General features: G+C 59.4%; 26 protein-coding genes and 4 pseudogenes. 20 read left to right on the top strand and 10 right to left on the bottom strand.

Going from position 1 to position 24,476, the window contains the following annotated elements; all coding sequences use genetic code 11:
- Positions 1-75 precede the first annotated feature (75 nt).
- Positions 76-231, top strand: a complete 156-nt coding sequence (locus tag OWC48_RS19345) for a hypothetical protein (RefSeq protein ID WP_282521389.1) — start codon at positions 76-78, stop codon at positions 229-231.
- Between the two features lie 21 nt (positions 232-252).
- Here OWC48_RS19345 and OWC48_RS19340 read toward each other — a convergent pair whose 3' ends face one another.
- Positions 253-1,191 carry an NADP-dependent oxidoreductase gene (locus OWC48_RS19340; protein ID WP_282521388.1) on the bottom strand — a complete coding sequence of 313 codons (939 nt, stop codon included), beginning with the start codon at positions 1,189-1,191 and terminating at the stop codon, positions 253-255.
- An 89-nt stretch (positions 1,192-1,280) separates the two neighbouring features.
- Positions 1,281-2,072: a universal stress protein gene (locus OWC48_RS19335; protein ID WP_282521387.1), complete on the bottom strand. Its 792-nt coding sequence runs from the start codon at positions 2,070-2,072 to the stop codon at positions 1,281-1,283.
- 303 nt (positions 2,073-2,375) lie between these two features.
- Here OWC48_RS19335 and OWC48_RS19330 point away from each other — a divergent pair, with 303 nt between their 5' ends.
- Positions 2,376-3,476 (top strand): AI-2E family transporter, encoded by a 1,101-nt coding sequence (locus tag OWC48_RS19330; protein ID WP_282521386.1) that lies wholly within the window; start codon positions 2,376-2,378, stop codon positions 3,474-3,476.
- A 314-nt stretch (positions 3,477-3,790) separates the two neighbouring features.
- Positions 3,791-4,264: a phosphate-starvation-inducible PsiE family protein gene (locus OWC48_RS19325; protein ID WP_282521385.1), complete on the top strand. Its 474-nt coding sequence runs from the start codon at positions 3,791-3,793 to the stop codon at positions 4,262-4,264.
- Between the two features lie 20 nt (positions 4,265-4,284).
- Here the strand turns inward: OWC48_RS19325 and OWC48_RS19320 are convergent, their stop codons facing one another.
- Positions 4,285-4,674: a PRC-barrel domain-containing protein gene (locus tag OWC48_RS19320; RefSeq protein ID WP_282521384.1), complete on the bottom strand. Its 390-nt coding sequence runs from the start codon at positions 4,672-4,674 to the stop codon at positions 4,285-4,287.
- Positions 4,675-5,024: 350 nt separating this feature from the next.
- On the opposite strand from OWC48_RS19320, the gene OWC48_RS19315 reads away from it, so the two are divergent.
- The 6 genes from OWC48_RS19315 (at position 5,025) to OWC48_RS19290 (ending at position 8,611) form a co-directional block, all read left to right on the top strand.
- A complete protein-coding gene (locus tag OWC48_RS19315) occupies positions 5,025-5,753 on the top strand; it encodes a hypothetical protein (protein WP_282521383.1) in 729 nt (242 codons plus the stop codon).
- 101 nt (positions 5,754-5,854) lie between these two features.
- Positions 5,855-6,409, top strand: a complete 555-nt coding sequence (locus tag OWC48_RS19310) for an AbiJ-NTD4 domain-containing protein (RefSeq protein ID WP_282521382.1) — start codon at positions 5,855-5,857, stop codon at positions 6,407-6,409.
- A gap of 137 nt (positions 6,410-6,546) precedes the next feature.
- Entirely contained in the window at positions 6,547-6,729 is a 183-nt protein-coding gene (locus tag OWC48_RS19305) for a hypothetical protein (protein WP_282521381.1), read from the top strand.
- 503 nt (positions 6,730-7,232) lie between these two features.
- A complete protein-coding gene (locus tag OWC48_RS19300; RefSeq protein ID WP_282521380.1) occupies positions 7,233-7,535 on the top strand; it encodes a hypothetical protein in 303 nt (100 codons plus the stop codon).
- A 65-nt stretch (positions 7,536-7,600) separates the two neighbouring features.
- Positions 7,601-7,858: a hypothetical protein gene (locus OWC48_RS19295; RefSeq protein ID WP_282521379.1), complete on the top strand. Its 258-nt coding sequence runs from the start codon at positions 7,601-7,603 to the stop codon at positions 7,856-7,858.
- A gap of 84 nt (positions 7,859-7,942) precedes the next feature.
- Positions 7,943-8,611 carry a hypothetical protein gene (locus tag OWC48_RS19290; protein ID WP_282521378.1) on the top strand — a complete coding sequence of 223 codons (669 nt, stop codon included), beginning with the start codon at positions 7,943-7,945 and terminating at the stop codon, positions 8,609-8,611.
- A gap of 18 nt (positions 8,612-8,629) precedes the next feature.
- On the opposite strand, the gene OWC48_RS19285 is transcribed toward OWC48_RS19290, so the two are convergent.
- From OWC48_RS19285 to OWC48_RS19270, 4 genes and pseudogenes are all read right to left on the bottom strand, one after another.
- Positions 8,630-8,947, bottom strand: coding sequence for a hypothetical protein (locus tag OWC48_RS19285; RefSeq protein ID WP_282521377.1), 318 nt, complete (start codon positions 8,945-8,947; stop codon positions 8,630-8,632).
- Entirely contained in the window at positions 8,931-9,317 is a 387-nt protein-coding gene (locus tag OWC48_RS19280; protein ID WP_282521376.1) for a hypothetical protein, read from the bottom strand. Before OWC48_RS19280 ends, OWC48_RS19285 begins: the two co-directional genes overlap by 17 nt.
- Before the next feature lie 366 nt (positions 9,318-9,683).
- Positions 9,684-10,088 carry a hypothetical protein gene (locus tag OWC48_RS19275; RefSeq protein WP_282521375.1) on the bottom strand — a complete coding sequence of 135 codons (405 nt, stop codon included), beginning with the start codon at positions 10,086-10,088 and terminating at the stop codon, positions 9,684-9,686.
- A gap of 5 nt (positions 10,089-10,093) precedes the next feature.
- Positions 10,094-10,458 (bottom strand): annotated as a pseudogene (locus OWC48_RS19270) (hypothetical protein).
- Positions 10,459-10,583: 125 nt separating this feature from the next.
- Between OWC48_RS19270 and OWC48_RS19265 the strand changes: the two are divergent.
- Both OWC48_RS19265 and OWC48_RS19260 read left to right on the top strand, forming a co-directional pair.
- Positions 10,584-11,518: pseudogene (locus OWC48_RS19265) on the top strand (Ku protein).
- A 136-nt stretch (positions 11,519-11,654) separates the two neighbouring features.
- Entirely contained in the window at positions 11,655-12,272 is a 618-nt protein-coding gene (locus tag OWC48_RS19260; protein ID WP_282521374.1) for a cell envelope biogenesis protein TolA, read from the top strand.
- 57 nt (positions 12,273-12,329) lie between these two features.
- On the opposite strand, the gene OWC48_RS19255 is transcribed toward OWC48_RS19260, so the two are convergent.
- Together OWC48_RS19255 and ligD are read right to left on the bottom strand one after the other, a co-directional pair.
- Entirely contained in the window at positions 12,330-12,497 is a 168-nt protein-coding gene (locus OWC48_RS19255; RefSeq protein WP_282521373.1) for a hypothetical protein, read from the bottom strand.
- On the bottom strand, positions 12,497-13,417 hold the full coding sequence (gene ligD, locus OWC48_RS19250) for a non-homologous end-joining DNA ligase (RefSeq protein ID WP_282521372.1): 921 nt from the start codon (positions 13,415-13,417) through the stop codon (positions 12,497-12,499). The genes OWC48_RS19255 and ligD overlap by 1 nt, the downstream gene beginning before the upstream one ends.
- A 104-nt stretch (positions 13,418-13,521) precedes the next feature.
- On the opposite strand from ligD, the gene OWC48_RS19245 reads away from it, so the two are divergent.
- Complete coding sequence (locus tag OWC48_RS19245; protein WP_282521371.1) at positions 13,522-13,710, top strand: DUF3606 domain-containing protein; 189 nt, start codon at positions 13,522-13,524, stop codon at positions 13,708-13,710.
- 25 nt (positions 13,711-13,735) lie between these two features.
- Here the strand turns inward: OWC48_RS19245 and OWC48_RS19240 are convergent, their stop codons facing one another.
- A complete protein-coding gene (locus tag OWC48_RS19240; RefSeq protein ID WP_282521370.1) occupies positions 13,736-14,014 on the bottom strand; it encodes a hypothetical protein in 279 nt (92 codons plus the stop codon).
- Between the two features lie 294 nt (positions 14,015-14,308).
- Here OWC48_RS19240 and OWC48_RS19235 point away from each other — a divergent pair, with 294 nt between their 5' ends.
- The 8 genes and pseudogenes from OWC48_RS19235 to OWC48_RS19200 form a co-directional block, all read left to right on the top strand.
- Positions 14,309-15,352: an IS110 family transposase gene (locus tag OWC48_RS19235; RefSeq protein WP_282521369.1), complete on the top strand. Its 1,044-nt coding sequence runs from the start codon at positions 14,309-14,311 to the stop codon at positions 15,350-15,352.
- Positions 15,353-16,140: 788 nt separating this feature from the next.
- Positions 16,141-17,904, top strand: a complete 1,764-nt coding sequence (locus OWC48_RS19230) for a DUF3363 domain-containing protein (RefSeq protein ID WP_282521368.1) — start codon at positions 16,141-16,143, stop codon at positions 17,902-17,904.
- 23 nt (positions 17,905-17,927) lie between these two features.
- Entirely contained in the window at positions 17,928-19,913 is a 1,986-nt protein-coding gene (locus OWC48_RS19225) for a conjugal transfer protein TraG (protein ID WP_282521367.1), read from the top strand.
- Positions 19,914-19,919: 6 nt separating this feature from the next.
- A complete protein-coding gene (locus OWC48_RS19220; RefSeq protein WP_282521366.1) occupies positions 19,920-20,345 on the top strand; it encodes a CopG family transcriptional regulator in 426 nt (141 codons plus the stop codon).
- Positions 20,346-20,462: 117 nt separating this feature from the next.
- On the top strand, positions 20,463-21,797 hold the full coding sequence (locus OWC48_RS19215; RefSeq protein ID WP_282521365.1) for an MFS transporter: 1,335 nt from the start codon (positions 20,463-20,465) through the stop codon (positions 21,795-21,797).
- A gap of 230 nt (positions 21,798-22,027) precedes the next feature.
- Positions 22,028-22,927: pseudogene (trbB, locus tag OWC48_RS19210) on the top strand (P-type conjugative transfer ATPase TrbB).
- Position 22,928: 1 nt separating this feature from the next.
- Positions 22,929-23,255 carry a TrbC/VirB2 family protein gene (locus OWC48_RS19205; RefSeq protein ID WP_282521364.1) on the top strand — a complete coding sequence of 109 codons (327 nt, stop codon included), beginning with the start codon at positions 22,929-22,931 and terminating at the stop codon, positions 23,253-23,255.
- Positions 23,255-23,374 (top strand): annotated as a pseudogene (locus OWC48_RS19200) (conjugal transfer protein); the annotation flags it as partial. The gene OWC48_RS19205 and the pseudogene OWC48_RS19200, both read left to right, overlap by 1 nt.
- Positions 23,375-24,476 lie beyond the last annotated feature (1,102 nt).

The raw sequence follows: 24,476 nt of genomic DNA, 5'->3' as shown, positions 1-24,476 counted from the left end.
GCAGTATGATCAACAAATTCGCTGAGCACTTTGTGCCGAGACAAAGGAGAAGACAGAGTGCCAAAAGAGCGTCCCATGAACGGGGTTGAACCCGAGAAGTCCGAAGATGACATTCAGCGCGAGCTGTTGGGACCGCGCGGCGTTCCCGGAGCGCCCGACCCAGCCAAGATGACGCCGCAGCGCGCGAAGAAGACGCCGCTCTACCATTTGGATCCAGGCCACCCCTCGTAGGGGAGGAACGGGTTCTCGCAATCATGCGCCGTGAACTGTCAGCACGATTTTTCCAAAGACCTCGCCCGCCTCTAAACGTAAATGCGCCTTGTGGGCTTCAGCCAGCGAATAACGCGCTGCGATCGGGATCTTGAGCTTCGCCGCCTGTACTGCGTCATTGAGGTGCTCGAATTCGCGAACCCCGGCAACGGCGTCATATCGAGTCAATGTAATACCGCGTCGCTTCCTTGGCGCTGGTTTGATGCCGTTCGGGTGAGCCACCCTTCCGTTCGGTCGAAGCGCATCGAGGCATTGCCCGAGTGCGTCGCCACCCGCAAGAGCGAGCACAGTATCAACTCCCTCGGGCGCAAAGGCGCGCGCACGATCGTCGATGTCGACCACCCGCTTGCCATCGACGACCGCATCGGCACCCATCTCTCGCACCAGTTCCACGCCCTCCATCCCGGAAGCCGTAGCAAATACGCGAGCGCCACGCAGCTTGGCAAATTGAACGGCCAGAGTGCCGACGCCGCCCGAGGCGCCATGAATGATGATTGTCTCACCCCTCCTTAAAGTCAGGGCATCGTCGATGCCTTGCAGAGCCGTCAGACCCGTTGTCGCAATAGCTCCTGCGTGCTGGAGGTCCAGCCGTTTCGGGATCGGCGCGACATTGTGGGCGGGGACTGCCACATACTCGGCGTAGAAGCCGCCCTTGGGGTTCTGCCAGCTGTACGAATAGACCTCGTCGCCAACTTTCAGTCGGCGCACGCGCGAGCCGACAGCGACGACAATACCGGCGCCATCGACGCCAGGAACCATCGGGAAGTGCGGCTTGCGGTTCGCAAAGCGTCCGAGGCGCACGTCGATATCCCATGGTCCGGCTCCTGATGTGTCGACCGCAATCAAAACCTCGCCAGAATCAATCGTCGGAACCGGCAGCGCGTGCCCGGTGAGTACGGCAGGTTCGCCGAAGCGATCCATGGCCGCGGCATACATCGTGCGGGGGACGGGAATTGCGTGAGTTCCGGGAAGAGCGGAACGACGGGGGCGGTCAAGCATGGGTTGGCTCCTCAATGGGCAACGACGAGCGGGATCGGCGAACGACGAAGCAGGCGGCTCGTCGTACTGCCGGGTAGCAGTTCATGCAGGGCGGAATGGCCGTAGCTGCCCATCACCAGCAAATTGGCGTCCAGCTTGCGGCATTCCTCGATCACCACGCCGGCGGTCTCGTCTTCTTCACCAAACGCTCGGTACTTGACGGCATTGATGCCGTGATGCCGAAGATGTTGTACGGCATCGTTTCCCATGAGGAGGTCTGCCTCCGTCGGGTTCGCACCTTGGACGACGAGGAGGCCGACTTTCTCAGCCCGATGCAAATAAGGCATGCCCTCGGCCAAGGCGCGGGCCGCCTCCCGACTGCCGCTCCATGCGACGATTACGTGCTTCCAGAAAGAAACTGCTCTGAGGTCGTTCGGCACGAGGAAGAGGTGGCGGCCGCCTCCGAAAAGGAGGCGCTCGATCAAGCGCTCTGGGTTGCTCGATCGGCTATCGGGGCGGAGCTCCACGAACGTGTCGGCAGCGCGCGCTGGCAGCATGGCCGTATCAGGGACGTCCTCCTCGCCCACGACATCAAAGCGACGCAGGTCCGTCTCCCGCTGAAGGCGTCTCAAACGCGCCATCGCGGCTGCTTCGACCGAGTCGCCTTCTTTCCTTGCGGCTTCGCTGGAGGTGAGAGGTGACTGCAGACTGAAGTAGAGACCGGTGACGTGAGATGCAAATATCGTGGCAATCTGTTCGACGGCTGCCAGACGAATGTCGTCCTGCGGCGTTCCGTCGAGGCGAACGAGTATATCCTTGATCATGGCAGTCCTCTTCCAGTAGTTCGGCCGGCCTCCATTGATCAAATGGTAACTTCCAGCCCTCTTGATCTTACAGCCAAGTACCGTGGAACGGCCGGCAGATGCCTTGATGGTTGTCAAGCAAAGCTGGGCCAAAGTCTCAGGCGGAGCTGTTTTGACGCGGTGCGGCTTATCGGTGGAGCTATCGAAAACCACGGTCGGGCTGACGGTCATCAACGCCGGAACCGACTGATTGCCGGATCTTGTCGTTAACTTGGGCGCACGCATCGTGTGGGATTCCAAGCTCGATCTTACAGGCAGAAAGTCATGCTGATCGGCGAAGAAAACGTCTCCAGGCACGCGCATCCACGAATTGCGTCAATTGATGACGGGGTGCAGGCCGCGGGTCGTGTCGCGATCGGGGCCGTCGTGGTGGCTGCGGCGGCCTGGATCGCGTGGGAGTTTCTGGCAGCGTTGGTTTGGGCCGCCATCATCGCCATCGCAACTTGGCCGCTTTACAACCGTCTGGCGGCTATCGGAGGCAAGCGATCACAAGTCCTAGCTCCGTTATGCTTCACCCTTGTTATGGCATGCTTCGCGATCGTGCCGACCATGTTGTTGGCACGGCAGATTGCCGAGGGAAGCGGTGCGTTGCTGGCTTCGCTCAATACGCTCGGACTCAACGGGATTGCCGCTCCACCTTGGCTGTCGCGATTGCCGCATGCCGGTCAGCTACTTGACCAATGGTGGCAGGAGAATCTCAGCGACCCCAACGCTCTCGTCGTATGGCTTCGGCGCGTCAATCTCGAAAGCCTCGCGACCTGGGCAGGTTCTCTTGGCGGCGCGTTGCTTCGACGAGTCCTCGAGTTGCTGACGATGTTGCTTGCCCTGTTCATCGCGCTCCGCGATGGCGCTTGGCTCGCACTTCGATTTCGGGCGCTTGTGCGCAATCTGCTCGGGATGCCAGGAGAAAATCTGTTGATCACCTTCGCTGACGCCATCCGTGCAACTGCGAACGGTACTGTGGCGGCCTCGCTCGTCAAGGGCGGTGTTTTTTGGCTGGCGTTTGTCATAACCGGCGTGCCGCATCCATTGCTGTTTGGCGCGACCATGACTCTTTTTTCGATCATACCATTCGGAGCCTGGATTATCCTGATTGCTTCCACCGCTTCCTTGCTTGTTGTGAACGATGCCCCATTAGCGAGCGCTGGACTAGGGGTCTTCGGCAGCGCCGTATTGTTGATCATCGATCATCTCATTCAGCCGGTACTGATCGGAGGTGCCGCACGACTGCCTTTCCTGCTCGTGCTGATCGGTATTATCGGTGGGATGCGATCCCTCGGGCTGCTCGGCCTGTTCATCGGGCCGGCGATCATGGCCGCCCTGCTGACCATAGGGCGTGAGTGGATCCGCGCCGGCGACAACTGATCTTTCATTCGTGTGGGGAAAGAAAGGACCGCGCAGCTGTGTGCAGGCGGTCCAAGTCAAGGGAGGACGCCCGGGAACGGGCTGCGATGGTGGGACACCTCGCATTTGGATCGTCGCAAACGCCAAGGGGCGGTGCATTGATAGTTCCCAATTGGATCGCGGTAAAAATCATGAGCGCGGTGCCGTGAGCGCCCGACATCAGCTGACATCAGTCAAGGCGGAAGAATATCCTTTATGGTCCCTTGCGATCCCGGCTGACAGCGAGGCCCGACAATGCGCGTCAGGCCAGCGAGAGGAAGAGGGCGAAGGCGATCATGTCGATTAAGGATGAAATCCAGGAGACAAAGAGCGAGTTCAGGTTGACGTCCCTTTATCAGTGGTTTGAGCACGCTGTCGTGCTCTTCCTGACGTTCCTGATTGCAATCGTGGTGGTCGCAGCGGTCTGGACACTGAGCCTGAAGATATTGTTCGGGCTGGTGTTGGCGGGCAGTCTGGATCCGTCTGATTTCAGGGTGTTCCAGGCCGTTTTTGGCATGATCTTTACCGTGATCATTGCGTTGGAGTTCAAGAAGTCGCTGTTGGTGGTGGCTGAGCGTCGAGAGGCAGTTGTGCAGATCCGGTCCGTGATCGTGATCGCGCTGCTTGCTATCTGCCGAAAAGTCATCATTCTAGATCTGAACGAAACGGACGCCTTGCACACGCTGGCATTTGCGACCCTTATTCTCGCGCTAGGTGTGGTGTATTGGCTGGTACGCGACAGCGATTGCCGACAGGAAGAAATAGCCTAGAGGAAGGAGCCACACTGGCGTTATGGGCTGCTGAGATAGACTGGCAGTTTTCCAAGAGCTGCCTGGCTGGCGCCTGGAAGCACGATCTCCCCGCGTTGATCGTCGAGCTTGAGGCCACGGAAGGGTATCGCGACGAGATGACCACCGGAGCCAACGAGATCGCTGACCGCGAGGACGGCGTAGATGTTGCCATCCTTGCCAAAGATGAAGTCGCTGATTCTTCCGATCATCTCACTCTTGTCGCTGATCACAGGCTTTAGCTTGAGGGCTTCAGCCCGATAGCCTCTGGCGACCTCCTTTGACTCCATGGGCGTCAGGGCGATTTCTTGACCTGCGGCTCGGCCGACTCCTTGAACAAGGGTCGTCAGAACCAGGGCAATCGCGGCGAGAAAGGGACGAGTGCGGTTCATGAAGATCGGCTCCTGGTTGGACAGAGCAGAGATGCTTGTTGCCGAGCAGCCCTCGGCGGATCTCGAGGGGCTTTCGTACAAATGTCCCTGTTCGATGCGGCGTCGCCGCCGGGCCTCGATTCCCCTAGGGAGCGCCAGCAAAAACAATCACTTAGCTGGAAAACTCATCTCCGCACAAATAGCCGACCAAGTACAAACCGGGTATCGGTTGGCGCGGTGCCGAACAAAAACACCCAACCTTGGCTGTGCCGACCACATTGCCACCCCCTGTGGATTGAAAGTTGTGGCTCTTGCGGCCCACCCGTGACCCTACCAAATTGAGTCCCAGCAGTTGGGGTTCGGGGTTTGCGATGATCAAAGAGGAAGACTTCGCTGCGGCGGCTGATTGTCCGCCGGACATGGCCTTCGTGCGCCTGGAACGAAAATTCCGCGAAATCTTGGAGCGGGATTTGGAAGATACTCAAAGTGGCGGCGCGTCGAACCACTACATCATCGAATACATGAACCACACCTTGGCCACCGCCGAGGCGCTGGGACTTGATTTCTTGGATTTCTTTACCGTCCCGAATGATGGGGCAACCGACGTCTACGAAGACTACAAGCGCTTCAGGCAGACCGTCGACGCCTACACAGTTCGCATCCAGATCAGCCACATTCGCGTGGGACCGGCGTATGCATTGCCGCTTGATGCCGATGAGAAGAAGCATCTGCGAGCCTATGTGAGCAAAATTAAAGAAATCATCGACGCATCGTCGCTCGTCATAGCGAAGAAGGAGCGCCTGCTAGACAAACTCAATGCGTTCTTGGCCGAGCTCGACCGCGATCGCACAGCCCTGCAAAAATTCAATGATTTAGTTTTATCGTTGGCGAATACTGGTGGCGAGGCTGCCAAGGAAATGGAGCCCGCATGGAAGTGGGCCAAACTTGCCGCCGCGATCCTTGGGGTCCGTCAAGAGACAGAACAGACCAAACAGCTACCACCACCGAGCAAGAAGCCGGAGGAACCAAAGCGTCTTCCCCCGCCAGCAAGTAAAAGAGCCAAAGCCATTGCGGAAATGGACGATGACATACCGTTCTGAGCACAAACGCGAATTCGCCCGCACCTAGCAAGCACACCGCGCTACGCTTCGGCCTGCCGGTAAGCAAGCTCTCGCCAAATGCTTATCCGAGAGGAACATCGGTGACTACCGACATTGAAGAACGCAAAAGGCTCTCCTTTGAGCAGGCGGAGGGCGTTGCGCCGTTGCCGTCACAACTTCAGTTGCGCGAAATATCGGCCAAGTTGCGGGCGCTGTTGTGGGAGCGCATCCACAAATTTCTGAGCGATGTAGAGCGGCACAACGACTATGCCTCGAACTCGTTCGACAAGCCGTGGTCGACCATTCTGAGGGACGAGTTCGTTTGGCGACAGGACGGGATGGTCGATGATTTCGAAAACGACGCGAAGAAGCTCACGAAGAAGGTGCGGGCAGTTTTTGAGAAGGGCGATTACATTGCTGTCTTTGGCTGGCTGGAGTTCGTGCTTAAGCATCCAGCGTCCCCACCGGCATTTGCAGACCACATTGAGCGGGTTTTGAAGTATTGCCGTGTGGCCTATCGCGTAGTCGACAAAAAGGTGATCTGCCCAGTTGCCTCAGATGCCGAACACCAAACCATTGAAAAGCGTTCGCTGACCTCACTGCCAGTCAGTTCAACGGTGCGCGCGCCCACCTCCGCAATGCTGCAAGTCATCTGACCGCTGGGACATATGCCGACAGCATCCGCGAAAGCATTCACGCTGTCGAAGCAGCTGGCAAGACGCTGGATCCTTCCGCCGACATTCTCACCAAGGCGCTCAAGAAACTGGAGCAGAAGATTGCGATCCATCCGGCGATGAAGAACGGGTTCAACTCTCTGTATAACTACACCAGCGATGAAAAAGGTATACGTCACGCGCTGTTGGATGACAGCGCGGCAAAGGTGGACGAAACCGACGCCCTGTTCATGTTCGGGGCCTGCGCGGCGTTTGTGTCATATCTTATCGGCAAAGCGCGAGCGAATGGCCTGCTCACCTAATCGGCTCAGAAACGCTAATGCCTCGAACATCGCGAACGAGCAACAGGATGCGTGGTGCACCCAAATGCTACGTCATTTGACAGCGGGAGCTTCGGTCCTAGCCTGCCTGATAGCGAGTGCGGCTTTTGCTCAACCATTTGACCAGGCCGCAATATGCGAAGCGATCAAAAACGAATGGGTCGTTCGCCTTGTCTACCGTGCGGACGAAGGTGAGAGAACATTTGTGCCTCGGTATCTCGGTTATACCAAGCGCGGCGACGTCATCCTTAACGGGCATCAACTGGCCGGATTTAGCAAGTCCGGAAATTTGCCGGGGGCGCGCTCATTCAGACTAGATCGCACTTCAAAGATTACCTTTACGAAGGAAGTGATGCCCGGCCCACCGGGTTTGGATCGACCACACAGTGGAATCGAGCGCATGATTTGCAGTAAGCCTGTAGGCTAATCAACCTAAGAGCCTTCGATGCCGTCGAACGTGCAGGGAGAGAAGAAGGGCACAAGGAATGTCGAGCAAATGGATCGTACCGGTTTGTCTAGTCATCTCGCTGCTGAATTCAGGGGTTCTCATCTATCAATATGTCAACCCAGCGATAAACGTTAAGGGCATGACTGCAAAAAGCTGGCTTACTGACAAGCAATTCAAGAAAGCGGTCGAAAATATCGCCGCGGATGAGGTTTCAAGCAAAGGGTTTTTAGACGAAGATGAGGTGAAGGAGTTGGTCGAAAAGCTTGGATATTTGGATGAAGATGAAGTGAGGGAATTGGTTAGAAAGTGCGTCGCTACACGTGGGAGAATTGAATGCTAGTGCCTGTCCACTGAACGTGAAGATGCAGGACTAGCGAGTTACAGCCCGCGACACGGAGAGATCAAATGGCTTCCAACAAGAATTGGGACCAAGTTGAACTGTGGGTGCGAAATGGCTGGCAGGCCATCTCTCTGGATGAAGCACTCAGACTGGACAAAGACCGAAAGAAGCGATGCCCTGAATGTCACGGGCAGGTTAGAGTGCACGCGGCGGGTACGAACGGCCAAGCTGCTCATTTTGAGCACTACGAAAACAATCCTGGCTGTCGGTTCGGCCACAATTTTGACGGGACGAAACGCATGCACCGCAAGCGTTTGTCGTAACCCAATAGATCACCGACATCGAGGAGCCCCACGAGAGGTTTCACCGTCAAGGTGTCCGCCGCCCGCTCTCACAAGTTGGTCAGCATGAACAACGCGCTATTAGTGAAAGCTAAGCCCTATCTCATATGGGCAATCGTTATTGCTTTAGGCTACCTCGCGCTTGAAGTGGCCAGCTATTGGTTCGCTGTACCGAATGGCTGTGTGTGTCTGGCAGAAATCAAGCCCGAACTGGCAAATATGTCGTTGATCCATAATTCAGTCGGTGACGCGTCAAAGATCATCATCAAGACTTATGGGTTTGGTGAGGATGGGGGGATTACGCTCTGCTATCGACAGAAGCCGCGGCGTGGAAATATCGATGGTGATTTTGGTTTGCCAGAAAAAGGCTGCGAGTTTTCGAGCACATATTCAATGGATCAAGTTGACGATGCAAAAACGGATACTAAAAACTCGATCCGGTACAAAGTAATCGAGAGCACTTTGCCCGAGGTGCCACCCGGCATTGATGATAAGAGCTTGAAAGAGACTATCAAAAGACGAGAGCAGGCCGAAGCAACCGCAACAGGAGCTAGGTTGGATCTGGACCGCACTACAAACATGTGCACGTTTCAAGCAACGGAGTGGAACGGAACGGTTGCTGTCGGCAATATGAATTGCTCAGACCAGACGTTCCACTTCAATATCAAGGCATGGCAGAATTACACCCAACTGTTCTACACGAGAATCTTCTACTACCTGAACGCGTCAAAATGAATGTGAAAAGCGATCTGCTCATCGCTTCAGCGGCGCCAGCGGATCCGGGTGAAACCTCGAGATGCCCTTGGCCAGCATCTTCTTCGTCAGCAGCGCCGCATTGTAGTTCACGTCATCCTTGCCGACTGCGTCGGGGTCGTCGATCCAGACCGGCGGACTTTGCCACGGCATGAGATGTAGATTTTTGCTTTGCAGAACGTAGCAGGCGAAGTGCGCGACCGCCTCGGGTTCTTCATGAGCCAGCTTGACCTTCATCTGTTCACGGCGCTCGCGGTCGTTCAGGAGCGTCTCAAGACACAGTTGTAGGCAATCATGATCCTCAGTGCGATCCACCATTTTGCAGTTGCTCCACGAATTCGTCCAGCGGGCTCTGTTGCCGGTCGTACTGCGCACGGCCGAGCACCTTGGCATCGGCCAATGCCTGCGGTGTCAAGCGCAATCGCGTAGCGCAACTGTATTGGAGCCGCGCGAGTTCGACGAACTTTGGGTCGTCGGAAGACATCTGCTCCAGTCGCACAGTCGCCCGCGCATATGTGCAGATGAGGATTTTCTGATGTGGCGCAAAGTGCTTGCTGCTCACACTGTCCACGACCTGTTTGAAGACTTCACGCTCACGTTTTGTGAGATCAGCGGGTGCGGTCGAGCGTTGACCGTTCATATTCGCTTGCGTAGCGAGTTGCTTGTTTCCCTTGCGGCCAGTCTGCATGAACTTTTTCTCTGGTCGGTTTAATCTAAGGTCAGAAAACTCAAAACGCCCTGCGGGCCGGGAAGAGCGCGATCCGATCGCTAGGTTCCGGCAGTCCCCCCCCCGGCCGTTTACAGTCACGTCGAACACTTCCCCCGCACTCATCGCTGCTGTGTGGTGAGCTATCTTCGTTGCGTGGTAGCGCATCGCGTTTGTAGCTCGACATGCACTCGTCGAGCAGGATGCTGCTGCCGCGCACCAACTGTTGTTCACTCCATGCTTCGTAGCTCGCGGCAACTTCGTCGGCCAATCTGCGGAGCTGAACAATCCAGCTACGCACAAGGAGGTCCCTCGCTTCTGCCTGGATGAGGAGGGTCCGTTGCCTGTTCATTGCACTGCTCGCAGGCTAGGGAGGCCAACCTTGCGCTCTATGAGCGCTTCGCGCATCTCGATATTCTTCATTTCTGCGGAGGCCAATCGGGCTTCTAGATTGGTTTGCCGCTGTTCTAACTCGACGACCCTTCCGCATAGAACCTTCACGTCGTTCTGTAACCGCTCGATGGTGTCCGCCGCATTGTTCGCCATCCGCGTCATCGCCTGTAGTGCTGCTACCAAGCCTTCTTCATTCCGCTCCACTCTTGCTGCAAGCGCAGTGATGGCCTCCCGGCGAAGATCACGTTGCTGTTCACGCCGATCCCTTGCACGTTTTCGCTCAAAGCGCGCCTCTTGCTCGTCTGCTTCACGCTTCCAGCGCTCAACTGGATCAATGCTGACATCCTCCCCGGCGCACACGGAGGTTACAGGTTGATGTTCCGGGGAAGACGCCAACATCGCCGTGCGGGCAGCCGCTGCGCGACGTCCTTCCAGAGCGCGGTGACGCCATACAGTCGAACGGCATCGGCGGTCTGGATTTCCACGGTCCGCTCGAAGCGGCGGCAGGAGACGCGCAGCACGTGGCGCTGAATTTCGGAGAGACGTCGCTGCCGCATCTGGGCCCCGGTCTTGCCAGCGCGAGGGTCTCTGAGGACGGATTCCCAGTATTCGGCCGGAAGCGGCGCATCCGTGCCGCAGTGGAGGGACTTGGCCTACGGGCGGCTTCGGCTGCCAGCTTTTCCATCTGCTTCGGGGTGGGCATGCGCCAGCTTGCGGGTCGGTCAGTCATTTCTCGATTAGAACATAACATGAACAAAAGTCCGTCCAAGGACCTGGATGAGAAAAATCAGCCTGTTGGACGAGGCCCGATGTCGGAACCAAGGCGGGCCGTTCGTCTTGAATCCGACCTCAGTAATGGAGTTCCCCCGCGATGGCCCCCGCGCCAACTGGAAAGGCTTCCTGCGTCTCTCCCTCGTCGCCTGTCCGGTCGCGCTCTATCCGGCCACCTCGGAATCCGAAAAGGTCTCTTTCAACCAGTTGAACCGAAAGACCGGCCATCGGATCAAGTACGCCAAGGTCGACGCCGACACCGGCGAGGAGGTCGACAACGAGGACATCGTCAAGGGCTACAAGGTCGATACCGATACCTTCATCGAGGTGACCAAGGAGGAGCTTGAGAACGTCGCGCTGGAATCGACGCGAACCATCGAGATCGACGAGTTCGTCGACCGCAGCGAGATCGATCCGCGATATCTCATTCGCGTCCGGACGGTAAAGTTGGGCACGATGCCTTCGCCGTCATTCGGGAAACCATCCGCGAGATGAACAAGGTCGCAATCGGCCGTGTGGTGCTGACCAATCGCGAGCACATCATCGCGCTCGAGCCTCTCGACAAGGGACTGATGGGCACGCTGCTGCGCTACCCCTACGAAGTACGTCCCGCTGATGAGTATTTCGACGACATTCAGGATGTCAAAGTTGCCAAGGACATGCTTGATCTCGCCAAGCACATCGTCAATCAGAAGGCGGGCCATTTCGAGCCGGACAAATTCGAAGACCAGTACGAAACCGCCCTCATCGATCTCATCAATCAGAAGCGCGCCGGCAAACCCATCACCGCGAAAGCGCGTCCTCGAGGCGAGAACGTCGTCGACCTGATGGATGCGCTGCGCAAGAGCATCGGACGAGAGGCGACGAGCCCGACAGAGGCTCCGAAGAAGACGGCCAAGAAGCCGCGCAAGGCGGTGGCCGGGCAGAAGGAAATGCTGATGCCAATCGCCGGCAAAAAAACGGCGAAGGAGGGCGCAGCGAAAAAGCCGGCCGCAAAGCCGCAGCGAAAGTCGGCCTAGCCCGTCGTGAAGCATCCGGTGTCGCCGGGGAAGCTACTTTTACCGACTGCGCTGGTGCGCTCGCTTCGAAGAACCCCTGCTCGCGAGGTAGACTGAATGACGGATCAAATGATCGCGTCGGTAGGCGGGAAGTGTCATGGCGAGAAAACTGAAGACCTACCAGACTTCGCTCGGCTTCTACGATCTGGCGATCGCCGCTCCCTCTATGAAGGCGGCCCTCGAAGCCTGGGGCGCCAACAGCAATCTATTCCACCAGGGCGCGGCGAAGGAAAGCGACGATCCGGACGTCATCGCTGCGGCCATGAAGAAGCCTGGCGTCGTTCTCAGGCGCCCGGTCGGATCCGACGGAGCCTTCAGCGAGCAAGCCGAACTGCCCGCCGATCTCGGCGGGGACAGAAGATCGACGAAAGCCGCCCGCAAATCGAAGAGCGCTATGGCGAAGAAGCCTTCCTCGCGTCCCCTCGACAAGGCGGCGGAGCGGAAGGCCGCGCTTGCCTACGAACGGGAGGAGAGGCGCCGGGAAAGTGAGTCGGCAAGGGAAGAGGCCGCCAGGCAGAAAGAGCGTGAGCGCCGTCAGCAGGCGGTCGACAAGGCGCAGGCCGCGCTGGACAAGGCGGAGCAGGAGCACCTGAAGCGGGCCGCCGCCATCCAGGCCCAGGTTGAGGCTCTCGAGAAGAGATCGCAAACCGAAGACGATCGCTGGAATAAGGAGAGGGAGCGATTGGAAGCTGAGCTGCGGCGTGCCCGGAGTTAGTTTCTTGGCGGGTTCTTGCTCAGCGGCATCGAGAAGGCAGAGGCCGCCGTCAAGCGTTCATCGTTCGGGATCTGGTACACGCTCTGCGGCTTGGTTCACTGCGGTGCGATCGCGTCGATCCTCCGGAGCGAGATCCATGACCGCTCGATGCAACTCGGCCGGGATCGTCAGCGGACTTTCCAGCGGCTTGTTCGCCCACTGCCAGAAGCGATCGAACGCATCCATCACAAGTCCTCCCGCAGGCCTCGGAAGAAAGGGTGGCGCACCTTTCCCTCGGCCGACTTCGCGCGATACTCGATCTCGGCCAGAAGCTTGGGTTCGACCCAGATGCCCTTGTGACCGATGCGCTTGGTATAAGGCTGGGTCTTTCGGATGAGGGGTTTAAGCCGCTTCTGCAGATCGGCGGCCGAGACCTTGTCGAAGCCGTGGTCGACTTTGCCGGCGTAGAGCAGATCATCGCCCTTGCGCCGGCCGACGTAGATGCCGTCCCACTTCGTCCCATCGAGCGCGAAACCGGCAATGGTCAGGGTCTCACGCTGTAGGCAGGTCTTCTTGACCCAATCATTCGTGCGTCCCGTCGGATAAGCGCTGCCCCGGACCTTCGAAACGACGCCCTCGAGGCCGAGCTTGCAGGCGTGCGCGAACATCTCGCGGCCGTTTATCTCGAAGCTTTCGCTGAACTGGATATCGGTGCCGCCCAGGATCTTCTTGAGTTCGGCCTTGCGCTGAAAGAGCGGCAGCTTCCGGATATCTCGGCCGTTCAGATAGAGCAGATCGAACGCTACGAGCACGATGCTCGTCGACCTGCCCTTGAGTTCGTTCTGCAGGACCGAGAAGTCGGTCGTGCCGTCCGCGGCCGGTACCACGATCTCGCCGTCCACCACCGCCGAGTTCGCCTTGATCCGCCAGGCGTCATGGGCGACTTTCTTGAAGCGATGCGTCCAATCGTGGCCACGCCGGGTGAAGATCTTCGCCGTCTCGTTGGCCAGATGGACCTGAACACGGTAACCGTCGAACTTGATTTCGTGAATCCAGCGCTCTCCGGACGGCACCTTCTCGATCGAGGTGGCAAGGGCCGGTTCGATGAAGCCGGGGAAGGGCGCCTTGACGCCGATAGCCGCCGGCATTTTACGCTGAGACGCCACTGAAGAACTCCACGCTACAGCCGATTCAAATTGGCACAGTTTGAATCGTTCCGGAACCTGGGAATCCTTGTCGCGTTGCTTCGATGTCACAACAGGAGGCACAGATGGCGGTAGCGAAGAATAGCAAGACAGCGCGCGGGCGAAAACAGGACCGGGCTCGGGTGGCAGGCGGGCAGGACTACGAGGTGCAATACGAGGCGAAGAAGACGCGAAAGTCGGCGCCGGCGGTGAAAAAAGCCGTCAAAAAGGTCGGCAATGCGCGCAAGCGCGTGGAGAAACGGCTAGGCCGCTGAGGTGGAGACGGGCTGGCGTCGCTGCTCAGCGCCAGTCCTGCTCGTCAGGGGCGCATTCCGGGCAGGTATCGCCAATCGAACCCAGCGCGTCGCGAACCGCGGTCTCGGCCGCGTGAGGGGAGACGTCTGCTGGCGGGTAAAGACGGGCGATATCGAAGGCGCGCTCTCGTGCATGCGGATCGGCGCGGGCCTGCATCCAACCGTGCTCCTCGCACTCGCGGATAGCGCCCGCTTCCTGGAGCACGTGGATCGCCCATCCCGGCAGCGTCCGTGTTGTCGGCCTTCGCTTAATGGTCATCAGCATTGAAATAGACTCCGAATACGACGAATCCTGTGGCCCGTCGTTTGTTCCGGCTGCTAGCACAAGCCTGGGAATCCCAGTCAGCGGAGCGTCAAGGTTACTCCCAATTCTGAGATCACCGTGAAGATGCCATGCGGTTCTCGCAGGATTGCCTGCATCGCCTTCGCTGAGGTTTTCACTGTATCTGCGCGTGCGGCCGGGGCCGCACCGGGCTCTCGTGTTGGGGTGGACGGCCCCCTTCCGCCGGTCTGCGTGGCAGGATGGGGTCGTCGATGACCTCAAACGAAGGAGCCGCCAGTGGAGAAAATTGTTCGTATCGGTTTGGACACGTCAAAGAGCGTATTTCAGTTGCATGGCGTTGACGGGATGGAGCAGCCGGTCTTGCGACGCAAGTTGAGACGCGGCCAGGTTCTGGCGTTCTTCGGCCGTTTGCCGCCTATGCTTGTCGCGATGGAGGCTTGCGGAGCATCGCACTATTGGGCGAGGGAGCTGCGTTCGCTGGGGCATGAGGTGGCGATGATCCCGCCGCAATATGTCAAACCGTACGTGCAGCGTGGGAAATCCGATGCGGCGGACGCCGAGGCAATTTGCGAAGCTGCGAGTCGACCGAAATTGCGGAAGAACTTTGTGCCAATCAAAAGTGCCGAGCAGCAGGGCGCACAGATGCTGACTCGTGTGCGCAACCAGTTCATTGGCAGGCGCACCCAGCTCGCCAATTCGATCCGCGGCTACGCCGCAGAGTTCGGCTTCACCGCGCCCAAGGGGCTATCAAGGCTTCCGCAATTGCTGATCGATATTAGGGCTGATGCCACAGTCCCGGACTTGGCGATGGAGTTGATAGAGGCGTTGGCCGCAGAAATGGCGCGCGTCGATGATCAGATCGTTACGCTCGACAAGAAGCTCATGCAACTCCACCGGAGCAGCGAGATGAGCCGAAGACTTGCGACCATTCCAGGAATTGGTCCGATCGGCGCGACGCTGCTGTCAATCAAGGTCGTGGATGCGCGCGGATTCAAGTCGGCAAGAAACTTTGCCGCGTGGCTTGGCCTGACGCCAAAGAATCACTCGACGGCCGGCAAGAATCGGCTCGGGGTCATCACCCGCGCCGGCGACGGCATGTTGCGAACCGTTTTGGTAGCTGGCGCGACAGCAGTGATCGCGGATATGCGACGACGCGGGAGTCGCCCTTGGTCTTGGCTGAAAGACATGATCGCGCGCAAGCCGCCGAAACTGGTGGCGATAGCGTTAGCAAACAAGCTGGCGCGGATTGCTTGGAAACTGATGGTTAGCGGCGAACGGTACCGGCCTGCGAGCGCCATCCCGATGCCAACGCCGAAATAGACTTGAACGACAAATAGAGCTTGGCGTCAGACGAGCAGATCTGGCGCTGGGGCCGGAACTTGCAGGAAAGGAAGAGGTGGTACGTTCGGCGCGAGCCGGTCATGTGAGACACTCCGCTCGGTTTACCGGCAGCAAATGCCGCTCTCGTGTTTGGAGCTCACTGTCCGCGAAGCCCATCTTGGCCAGTGGTCGCAAGACCCGAAAATAGGCCGGACATATGAGCGCAAGCGATCCGAGCATGCTGCCCGAGCCAATCCTTGCAAGTCGGGGGCCGTCCACATATGAACCGAGCCGCGCGGCGTCTCGGCCTTGCGGCTTCGATCCCTCGCGCTAAAGCTTTGGTGCTCCTCGCCGGGGGCACTCGGGAAAGGGGCTCGCCTGCGGCGATCGCTATCACTGCCCCGTTCCCGGGTGCCCTCTTATGTGGGTTCGCAAGCCTTGGCGTGCTTCATCGAGCAAGTGGCACGTGCTGAGGGTGTACGGGCGATGCCTTCGGCACGCGCTCTACTCGTCGCTTCGCTCCTCACCGAGCCACCCTGCGGGTGTCTCGGCCCTTCGGGTAACGATCGCTATCGCAAGCGCTCGCAAGCAGTTGGGGGCGCCCGGGGGACCACGACGGCAGGACGGCGAGATAAAAGGGGCTCGCCGGTCGAACCGCAAGCCATTGGCATGGCTTGGGTTCTCGCGTGCCGGCCGGTCGGGGCGCGTGCCGCGCTTTGCATTTTAGCGAATGCAATCAATAGCGTTTTTGGCACCGTGCGCGCTTTTGATCGTTTGGAAGTCCTGCCGTGAGCGTGCGCGACAGCGACCTGCGTGTTCGGCCCGGGCGCATCCGCAGTACCCGCGCGCCGAAGCAAAAGAGCTTTATCAACCAGGTGCTGCGTGCCGCGAAGAAAGCTGGACACACCTCGGGTCAGGCAGTGGCCGGCAGGCGTTCCGCAGCCTATGGGCGCTCGGCGTTTGGCCGCGGTAGGCTCGCGTTTAGCCGCAGCCGATTGTTCAGCCCGACGCGGCGCGCCGTGGTAAAAGCGCGCGTTGTTCGTCACAAGGGGCGAGCATTCCGCTCGGCGCCGCTGACGGCCCATCTTTCGTACTTGAAGCGCGACGGCGTCACTCAGAGCGGTGAGAGAGCCGAGATGTTCGACGCCGGCAGCGACCGAGCCGATGCCCGGGCGTTTGCGGAACGGTGCCAGGACGATCGGCATCATTTTCGGTTCATCATCTCGCCCGAGGATGCCGGCGAGATGACCGACCTCAGGGCTTTCACCCGCGATCTCGCCCGGCAAATGGAGATCGACCTCGGCACGCGGCTCGATTGGGGCGCTGTTGATCACTGGAATACGGACAATCCTCACGTCCATCTTCTGGTTCGGGGAGTCGTTGAGGGCGGCACTGATCTCGTGATCTCCCGCGACTACATCAGCCGAGGCCTGCGCTCACGCGCCGAGGAATTGGTCGCGATCGAACTGGGTCCGAAACCAGAGCACGAGATCCGTAAATCGCTGGAGAGGGAAGTCACGGCAGAGCGATGGACGCGGCTTGATCACGAGATCCGGCGGGCGGCCGACGAAACCGGCTATATCGATCTTCGTCCCGATAGTGCCGGCAGATCGGATCCCGAGATCCGGCGCCTGATGGTAGGCCGCCTCCAGCACCTGGATAAGATGGGCCTTGCGGCGTCAGCGGCACCTGGCGAATGGATGGTCGGGCTCGAGGCCGAACGCAGCTTGCGCGACCTCGGGATGCGCGGCGACATCATCAAGACGATGCACCGCGCCTTTACCGAGCGTGGTGAGGTGCGCGGTATTGCCGACTACGTCATCGAAGGTGGAAGGCCGACATCTCAGATCGTCGGACGCTTGATTGATCGAGGATTGCATGACGAACTGACCGGAGAGGCTTATGCGTTGATCGACGGAACAGACGGACGTGCGCACCACGTCCGCCTCCCGGGGATTGAAGCCTTCGAGCATGCTCCGCCGGCGGGTGGAATCGTCGAAGTCCGACGCTTTGGTCAAAACGGCGATCCGCAACCCACCGTGGTGCTCGCGCCCCGTTCCGATCTCGATCTTGGTGAGCAGGTCACCGCGAGAGGAGCAACCTGGCTTGACCACCGGTTGGTCGAACGCGATCCGATGCCGCTCGCCATGGGTGGATTCGGCCGCGAGGCCCGTGACGCCATGGAAGCCCGGACCGAGCATCTGATTGAGGACGGCCTGGCACGGCGGCAGGGCCAGCGTGTCATCCTGCAACGCGATCTGCTGAACACGCTGCGTCGACGCGAACTGGACGAGGTCGGAGCCAAGGTCTCGGTAGACTCCGGCCTGCCTCACGTAAAGGCGGCGTCCGGCGAGCATGTGGCAGGCACGTATCGCCAGCGGCTGACGCTCGCCTCGGTCCGGTTCGCCATGATCGATGACGGGCTTGGCTTTCAGCTCGTGCCCTGGTCTCGCGAGCTCGAGAAGAAGTTCGGCCAACACGTGACCGGCGTCGTGAAGGACGGCGGTGGCATCGAATGGGGCTTTGGTCGGAAGCGAGACCTCGGCCTCTAGCAGGTTACGGAAGGACCGTCGGGATGTCAGGAACCAAGATCCTCTGGGGACAAGTGATCGTTGTCGGCCTGATCGTTTTAACGGCCATCTGGGGAGCAACCGAGTGGACCGCTTGGAGGCTTGCCTACCAGCCGGAACTTGGGCGGCCGTGGTTCGAGTTGAGGGGCTGGAAGATCTACTATCCGCCGATCTTCTTCTGGTGGTGGTTCGTCTACGATGCCTATGCGCCTCAGGTGTTTGTCGAGGGGGCCTTCATTGCGGCGTCGGGGACCTTCGTTTCGATCGCGGCGGCGATCGGCATGTCGGTGTGGCGGGCCCGCGAGGCCAAGAATGTTGAGACCTATGGCTCGGCGCGCTGGGCCGGTCTGGAAGAGGTGAGAGCGGCCGGTCTTCTCGGTCCAGATGGCGTGGTGCTGGGCAAGCTCGACGATGATTACGTGCGCCATGATGGACCCGAACACGTGTTGTGTTTTGCTCCCACCCGCTCCGGCAAAGGTGTCGGTCTCGTCGTCCCCTCGCTGCTAACTTGGCCCGGCTCGGCCATCGTTCACGACATCAAGGGCGAGAACTGGCAACTGACGGCCGGTTTCCGCTCGCGGCACGGCCGCGTCCTGTTATTCGACCCGACCAATGCAAATTCGTCTGCCTACAATCCGCTGATCGAGGTCCGGCGCGGGGAGTGGGAGGTCCGCGACGTCCAGAATGTCGCCGACGTCCTGGTTGACCCCGAAGGCTCACTCGACAAGCGAAACCATTGGGAGAAGACCAGTCATTCGCTCCTGGTGGGTGCCATCCTTCACGTCCTCTACGCCGAGGCCGACAAAACCTTGGCCGGTGTGGCCGCCTTCCTGTCCGACCCGAAGCGGCCGATCGAGGCGACGCTGAAGGCTATGATGACCACCTCGCACCTCGGCGAGCAGGGCGCACATCCCGTGGTCGCCTCGACCGCGCGCGAACTGCTCAACAAGTCCGAGAATGAACGCTCCGGTGTCCTGTCCACGGCGATGTCATTCCTCGGTCTTTACCGCGATCCCGTGGTGGCCCGGGTGACCCGCCGCTGCGACTGGCGGATTGCCGACTTGATCGCGGATACTCGTCCGACGACGCTTTATCTCGTGGTGCCGCCTTCCGACATCTCGCGGACCAAGCCCCTAATTCGTCTCGTGCTGAATCAGATCGGGCGGCGCCTGACCGAGGACTTGCACGCCAGCAACCGCCGGCACCGTGTCTTGATGATGCTCGACGAGTTCCCGGCGCTCGGGCGGCTCGATTTCTTCGAGTCCGCGCTGGCCTTCATGGCGGGTTACGGCATCAAGAGCTTTTTGATCGCGCAATCGCTCAATCAGATCGAGAAGGCCTATGGGCCGAACAACGCCATTCTCGACAACTGCCACGTCCGGGTCAGCTTCGCGACCAACGACGAGCGGACGGCCAAACGGGTATCCGACGCGCTGGGCACGGCGACCGAAATGCGCGCGATGAAGAATTATGCTGGTCATAGATTGAACCCCTGGCTGGGACACCTCATGGTATCCCGACAGGAGACGGCAAGACCACTCTTGACCCCCGGCGAGGTCATGCAGCTTCCGCCGCGAGACGAAATTGTCATGCTCGCGGGCACGCCGCCGATCCGGGCAATGAAGGCTCGCTATTACGAGGATCGCCGGTTGACCGAGCGGGTGTTACCGCCGCCCGATCCGGCGGCCTCCGGCCGATCATCACGAACGGACGGATGGTCGATGCTCGGACCGCTCAAGCCGACGACGGATGCGTCCGGCGCGGCAGGGCAGGGGGAGGACGCGGCCAATGGTGGACTCCGCCGTGAGCCCGAGCTCCCCGATCATGTCGCGATCGTCAAGGAGACCACCGATTCAACGCCGGCGGAAGAATTTGCCGTTGTTCTTGACGACGACGAGGATGCGGTCCGCCAATCTCGGCTGCTCCGTCAGCAGATGCGTGGCGTCGCCCGTCAAGTCGCGATGGACCCGGATGACGGCATGGAGCTGTGAGCCAACATGCGCGATCGCATGAATGTGTACTTTCCGCCGGAGCTTCTGAAGCAGATCGCGGATCTTGCGGATCGGAAGAATCTTTCCAGGTCTGCGATCGTGGAAGCGGCAGTTGCGTCCTTTCTGTCACCAGACGGAGCAGACAGGAAGGAGGCGGCGTTCACCCGTCGATTGGATCGCCTATCGCGTCAGATGCAGAGGCTGGAGCGTGACGTCGGCCTGACCGCCGAAACCCTGGCCCTCTTCATCCGCTTCTGGCTGACGATCACGCCGCCGTTGCCCAACGACGCGCAGGCCGCCGCACAGCTCAAGGGGCGAGAGCGCTTTGAAGGGTTTGTCGAAGCGCTCGGACGTCGCTTGCAGAAGGGTCAGAGTTTTCTGCGCGAAATTCCGGAAGACATCGTTCGTCAGGAAACGAGCAGCGATACCTGATTGAACGACGCCGGCCCTCCTTTTTCTACGCCAGCCCACGACCGCAGCAATTTAGCCAAGCCGACAAGGAGTTCGACGCGCTATCGGCCCGAATGAGCTTAGGAGCAAGGGGGCCAGATGCAGAGTTCAGCGGCATGGCGTCTTATCGCGCGCGTTTTTCTCCCGTTCGCCGCTGGATACTATCTTTCATACCTGTTTCGAACGATCAACGCTCTGATCTCCGGCCATCTGATCTCGGATATCGGACTCAGGACCTCTGACCTCGGGTTGCTTACGTCGGTCTACTTCTTCGTCTTCGCGGCGGCTCAGATCCCCATCGGTATATTGCTGGACCGCTTTGGCCCGCGTCGCGTGCAAAGTGCATTGCTCTTGGTCGCCGCCGCGGGTGCCGGCCTGTTCGCGACGTCGACGGGATTGCCGTCGCTCTTGATTTCGCGAGCAATGATCGGCCTTGGGGTGGCGGCCGCGCTGACGGCCGGGTTGAAATCCATCGTTCTTTGGTTTCCCAAGGAACGAGCGGCCTTGCTGAACGGCTACATGATCATGCTGGGTTCGTTCGGAGCGGTGACTGCCACGACCCCTGCCGAACATCTGCTCGTCTGGATCGGCTGGCGACAGCTCTTTGAAATCCTGGCGACCGCGACCGGTGCCACGGCCGTGCTCGTCTACATCGTGGTCCCTGAACGTGTCACCACCCCATCAATAGGATTAACTCCCGCCACGCTTGGTTCCGTTTTTAGCGACAAGCGCTTCTGGCGAATTGCCCCGTTGTCGGCGACTTGCGTGGGATCAGCCTGGTCTCTGCAGGGATTGTGGGCGGCACCGTGGCTGACGGACGTAGAGGGACTTGGTCGTGAGAGCCTCGTCGGACAGCTATTCATCATGTCGATCGTACTTTGCGGCGGTGCTTGGTTGTTCGGCACAACGGTCCACTGCATCCGACGAAGAGGGGGCGGTGCGGAAACAATATTGGCAGTGGTCGCGATGCTCTTCATCGCAGCCGAGCTTGCCTTGATCCTGCGCGCGCCTTTGCCCTCCATATTGCCGTGGTCTGTTGTCGCCATTGTCGGAACGGCGACCGTGGTCAGTTTTGCAGTCATAGCTGATTACTTTCCGCCAGAGCTTGCCGGACGTGCCAACGGTGCCTTGAACGTACTGCACTTCGGATGGGCATTTTTGGCTCAATACGGGACAGGCTTGATTTTGGAGCAATGGCGCACGGATGGTAGCCATGGGCCCATCCTGGCATATCAGATCGCATTTGGTGTCAACGCTGCACTGCAGATCGGGGCGTTGGTTTGGTTCGCGCTACCGTCGCTCCGATCCTTCACTAGGTGGATGGGTTCAATTGCCTTCTTCGCGCCGGCTAGCGTTTCCGAGTCAGTTGAATCGGCAATTTCATACGAGCAAGCGATCGTACTAATACCGATCGATGGCGATGCGGAGTGGTGAGCCGCGATCTGCAGCGTTGCGCGCAAACCCTTCCCGACGAACACTGATCAAAATCCATCGCTATTGAACTTGTTCATTCGAGCAGGCGTCAAATATCTGTTCCCGGTCTTTCTTTTTCTACGCCAGCCTACGATCACCGTAAGCGCTTGTTGCCCCAAATCGCTCAGTGGCTTTTCTAATCAACCCATCTGAGGACGCTCTCTAAACGTCCTCATTCGGTGGGGGCGACGGTGGTGATCCAATCCTTTCAATCGGAGGCAAATTCGCGTGGTGCGCGAATCATCGAGGTGATGCTCAATCCGGATGGACGGTTGTGGGTTGATCGGCTGTCTAGTGGCCTCACTGATACCGGCGAAACTTTGTCTGCGGCGGACGGCGAGCGTATCGTTCGTCTGGTGGCACACCACGTAGGCGCTGAGGTGCATGCTGGCTCGCCACGCGTCTCTGCCGAGCTACCTGTGACCGGCGAGCGCTTTGAAGGGTTGTTACCTCCAGTCGTTGCGGCTCCCGCCTTCGCTATCCGTAAGCCCGCGGTCGCGGTCTTCACACTCGACGACTATGTGGCCGCGGGAACGATGACATCAGATCAGGCCTGCGCCTTAAGGGCCGCGGTCGCCGCGCGCAAGAACATCCTCGTCGCAGGCGGTACGTCGACCGGCAAGACAACCTTGACCAACGCGCTCTTGGCCGAGGTTGCAAAGACCTCCGATCGCGTCGTTCTGATCGAAGATACACGCGAACTCCAATGCAAGGCGCCCAACCTCGTGGCGCTGCGGACCAAGGACGGCGTGGCCACCTTATCTGACCTTGTCCGCTCCTCGCTTCGATTGCGTCCTGACCGCATCCCGATCGGCGAAGTCCGGGGCGCCGAAGCGCTCGACTTGCTCAAGGCCTGGGGCACCGGTCATCCCGGTGGCATCGGCACCATTCACGCCGGCACCGCACTGGGCGCTCCGACGGCTCGAGCAGCTCATTCAGGAAGCCGTCATCACGGTTCCGCGCGCGCTGATCGCCGAGACCATCAACCTTGTCGCCGTGCTCGCCGGTCGCGGCACTGATCGTCGCCTTGCCGAACTCGCCCTCGTCGCGGGGCTTGGGACGACTACAGCCTTTCACCAGCAGGAGACTGACATGCGTCCGCAATTTCGCTTTCTTCGAGAAGCCGCTTCACTCGCAGCCTTCGGTACCGTTCTTCTAACGACGGCGCCGGCATGGGCGGCTGGCTCGAACATGCCGTGGGAACAGCCACTCAATCAAATCCTGCAGTCGGTTGAAGGTCCGGTCGCCAAGATCATCGCCGTCATCATCATCGTTATTACAGGACTCACGCTCGCCTTCGGCGATTCGTCCGGTGGCTTTCGGCGACTGATCCAGATCGTGTTCGGTCTGTCGATCGCGTTCGCGGCCTCGAGCTTCTTCCTGTCGTTCTTCTCCTTTGGCGGCGGCGTGGTGATCTGATGGATGAGCCAGTCGCAGGTTTCGTGGTGCCCGTTCATCGCGCGCTCACCGAACCCATCCTGATGGGCGGGGCGCCGCGATCGGTCGCAATCGTCAACGGTACATTGGCCGCCTGCGTACCCGTTCCAGACGGGTACCAAGACCGATGAGCATTGACCGAACGGTTGAAAACGACGGCCGGTTCCTTAGCCACAGGAAGCGTCTGATGGATTCAGCACGAGGCGAGAGCCGGGTTTCTTCGGATGATTCGCGGGCGGTTGCCCCATGGCGGCCCAGACCGCGATGGCGATCCCGAAGGCCGACAGTACGGCGAACGCGATCGGATATCTTTGAGTATCACTTATGGGTCAGTGCGAGATATCAAGCTTCCGCATCTCCCGCAGCCGGGGCAGGCAATAATCGCGGTAAAGGGTTTCGATGAATGTCCGCATCACCGCATCCCCATCTGGTCCAATGGCGGCAGCTTGATCCTGTTCGGTTTCAGGAATGTGTCGCGGCTTCGAAAAATGGTTTCGACGTCTACGGCGTTTCCCGGCCCGGACCAGCCGGCTACGCGCGGACTGAGATCGTAATTGCGGTGTGCTATACTGAAGCGGATAGCAGCTGGAGGGGACGGTGTCTGATCTTTCCCATTGGCAACTCGACGGCAGCGCGCCGGAGCTCTCGGCGAACGTCCGGGGAAATTTCTGCCGACAATTAAAAGGCTAGCCTCGGCACCAAGCATCACTCTGGCTGGCGCATTCGCGAAAAATTTCCGCGGCGCCCTTGATGTCCGAAAATGTTCAAATCGCCGCCAATGTGCGCTCTCTTACGCGATCGCCCTCGGGTGTTCGCATTGACGTTGCCCGTCGCACAATCGACTCTTGTCCTGTCGAGCTTTGTGTGAAGAGGAGGCCACGTGGGATACAATCGACGAGAGAAAACTAGCGGCCAACAGTCACAAGTGAGTCTATCCCCTCCGAAAACCGCAGAGCCGTGCACAGTGCCATTCGCTCAGCGGCTCTCCTGCACGATTGACGATGCATGCCAAGTGACCGGCTTAGGACGCACGAAGCTTTACGAGTTGATAGGAGCTGGGTGTATCGTCACGACCACGATCGGACGACGGCGACTGGTAGTGGTGCGCTCACTTCTGGCGCTTCTTGACTCCAACATGTCGAATTAATGGACGTACGACTTAAGGGAAAAACCTCGCTTTGAATGCGCTGTTCTTCGGCCCCT

Origin of the sequence: Bradyrhizobium sp. Arg816 (assembly GCF_029989365.1) — a bacterium.
GTDB lineage: Bacteria > Pseudomonadota > Alphaproteobacteria > Rhizobiales > Xanthobacteraceae > Bradyrhizobium.
The sequence above is the reverse complement of the archived record's forward strand: the minus strand, read 5'-3'. Positions and strand labels throughout refer to the sequence as shown.

Coding starts and splice junctions, on each gene's coding strand:
- OWC48_RS19255 (WP_282521373.1), bottom strand. CDS start 12,497: ATGGATGCGTTCGATCGCTTCTGGCAGTGGGCGAACAAGCCGCTGGAA.
- OWC48_RS19225 (WP_282521367.1), top strand. CDS start 17,928: ATGTCAGGAACCAAGATCCTCTGGGGACAAGTGATCGTTGTCGGCCTG.
- OWC48_RS19290 (WP_282521378.1), top strand. CDS start 7,943: ATGAACAACGCGCTATTAGTGAAAGCTAAGCCCTATCTCATATGGGCA.
- OWC48_RS19240 (WP_282521370.1), bottom strand. CDS start 14,014: ATGCTGATGACCATTAAGCGAAGGCCGACAACACGGACGCTGCCGGGA.
- OWC48_RS19260 (WP_282521374.1), top strand. CDS start 11,655: ATGGCGAGAAAACTGAAGACCTACCAGACTTCGCTCGGCTTCTACGAT.
- OWC48_RS19340 (WP_282521388.1), bottom strand. CDS start 1,191: ATGGATCGCTTCGGCGAACCTGCCGTACTCACCGGGCACGCGCTGCCG.
- OWC48_RS19315 (WP_282521383.1), top strand. CDS start 5,025: ATGATCAAAGAGGAAGACTTCGCTGCGGCGGCTGATTGTCCGCCGGAC.
- OWC48_RS19305 (WP_282521381.1), top strand. CDS start 6,547: ATGAAGAACGGGTTCAACTCTCTGTATAACTACACCAGCGATGAAAAA.
- OWC48_RS19320 (WP_282521384.1), bottom strand. CDS start 4,674: ATGAACCGCACTCGTCCCTTTCTCGCCGCGATTGCCCTGGTTCTGACG.
- OWC48_RS19220 (WP_282521366.1), top strand. CDS start 19,920: ATGCGCGATCGCATGAATGTGTACTTTCCGCCGGAGCTTCTGAAGCAG.
- OWC48_RS19330 (WP_282521386.1), top strand. CDS start 2,376: ATGCTGATCGGCGAAGAAAACGTCTCCAGGCACGCGCATCCACGAATT.
- OWC48_RS19245 (WP_282521371.1), top strand. CDS start 13,522: ATGGCGGTAGCGAAGAATAGCAAGACAGCGCGCGGGCGAAAACAGGAC.
- OWC48_RS19215 (WP_282521365.1), top strand. CDS start 20,463: ATGCAGAGTTCAGCGGCATGGCGTCTTATCGCGCGCGTTTTTCTCCCG.
- OWC48_RS19300 (WP_282521380.1), top strand. CDS start 7,233: ATGTCGAGCAAATGGATCGTACCGGTTTGTCTAGTCATCTCGCTGCTG.
- OWC48_RS19325 (WP_282521385.1), top strand. CDS start 3,791: ATGTCGATTAAGGATGAAATCCAGGAGACAAAGAGCGAGTTCAGGTTG.
- OWC48_RS19295 (WP_282521379.1), top strand. CDS start 7,601: ATGGCTTCCAACAAGAATTGGGACCAAGTTGAACTGTGGGTGCGAAAT.
- OWC48_RS19335 (WP_282521387.1), bottom strand. CDS start 2,072: ATGATCAAGGATATACTCGTTCGCCTCGACGGAACGCCGCAGGACGAC.
- OWC48_RS19345 (WP_282521389.1), top strand. CDS start 76: ATGAACGGGGTTGAACCCGAGAAGTCCGAAGATGACATTCAGCGCGAG.
- OWC48_RS19280 (WP_282521376.1), bottom strand. CDS start 9,317: ATGCAGACTGGCCGCAAGGGAAACAAGCAACTCGCTACGCAAGCGAAT.
- OWC48_RS19285 (WP_282521377.1), bottom strand. CDS start 8,947: ATGGTGGATCGCACTGAGGATCATGATTGCCTACAACTGTGTCTTGAG.
- OWC48_RS19205 (WP_282521364.1), top strand. CDS start 22,929: ATGCGTCCGCAATTTCGCTTTCTTCGAGAAGCCGCTTCACTCGCAGCC.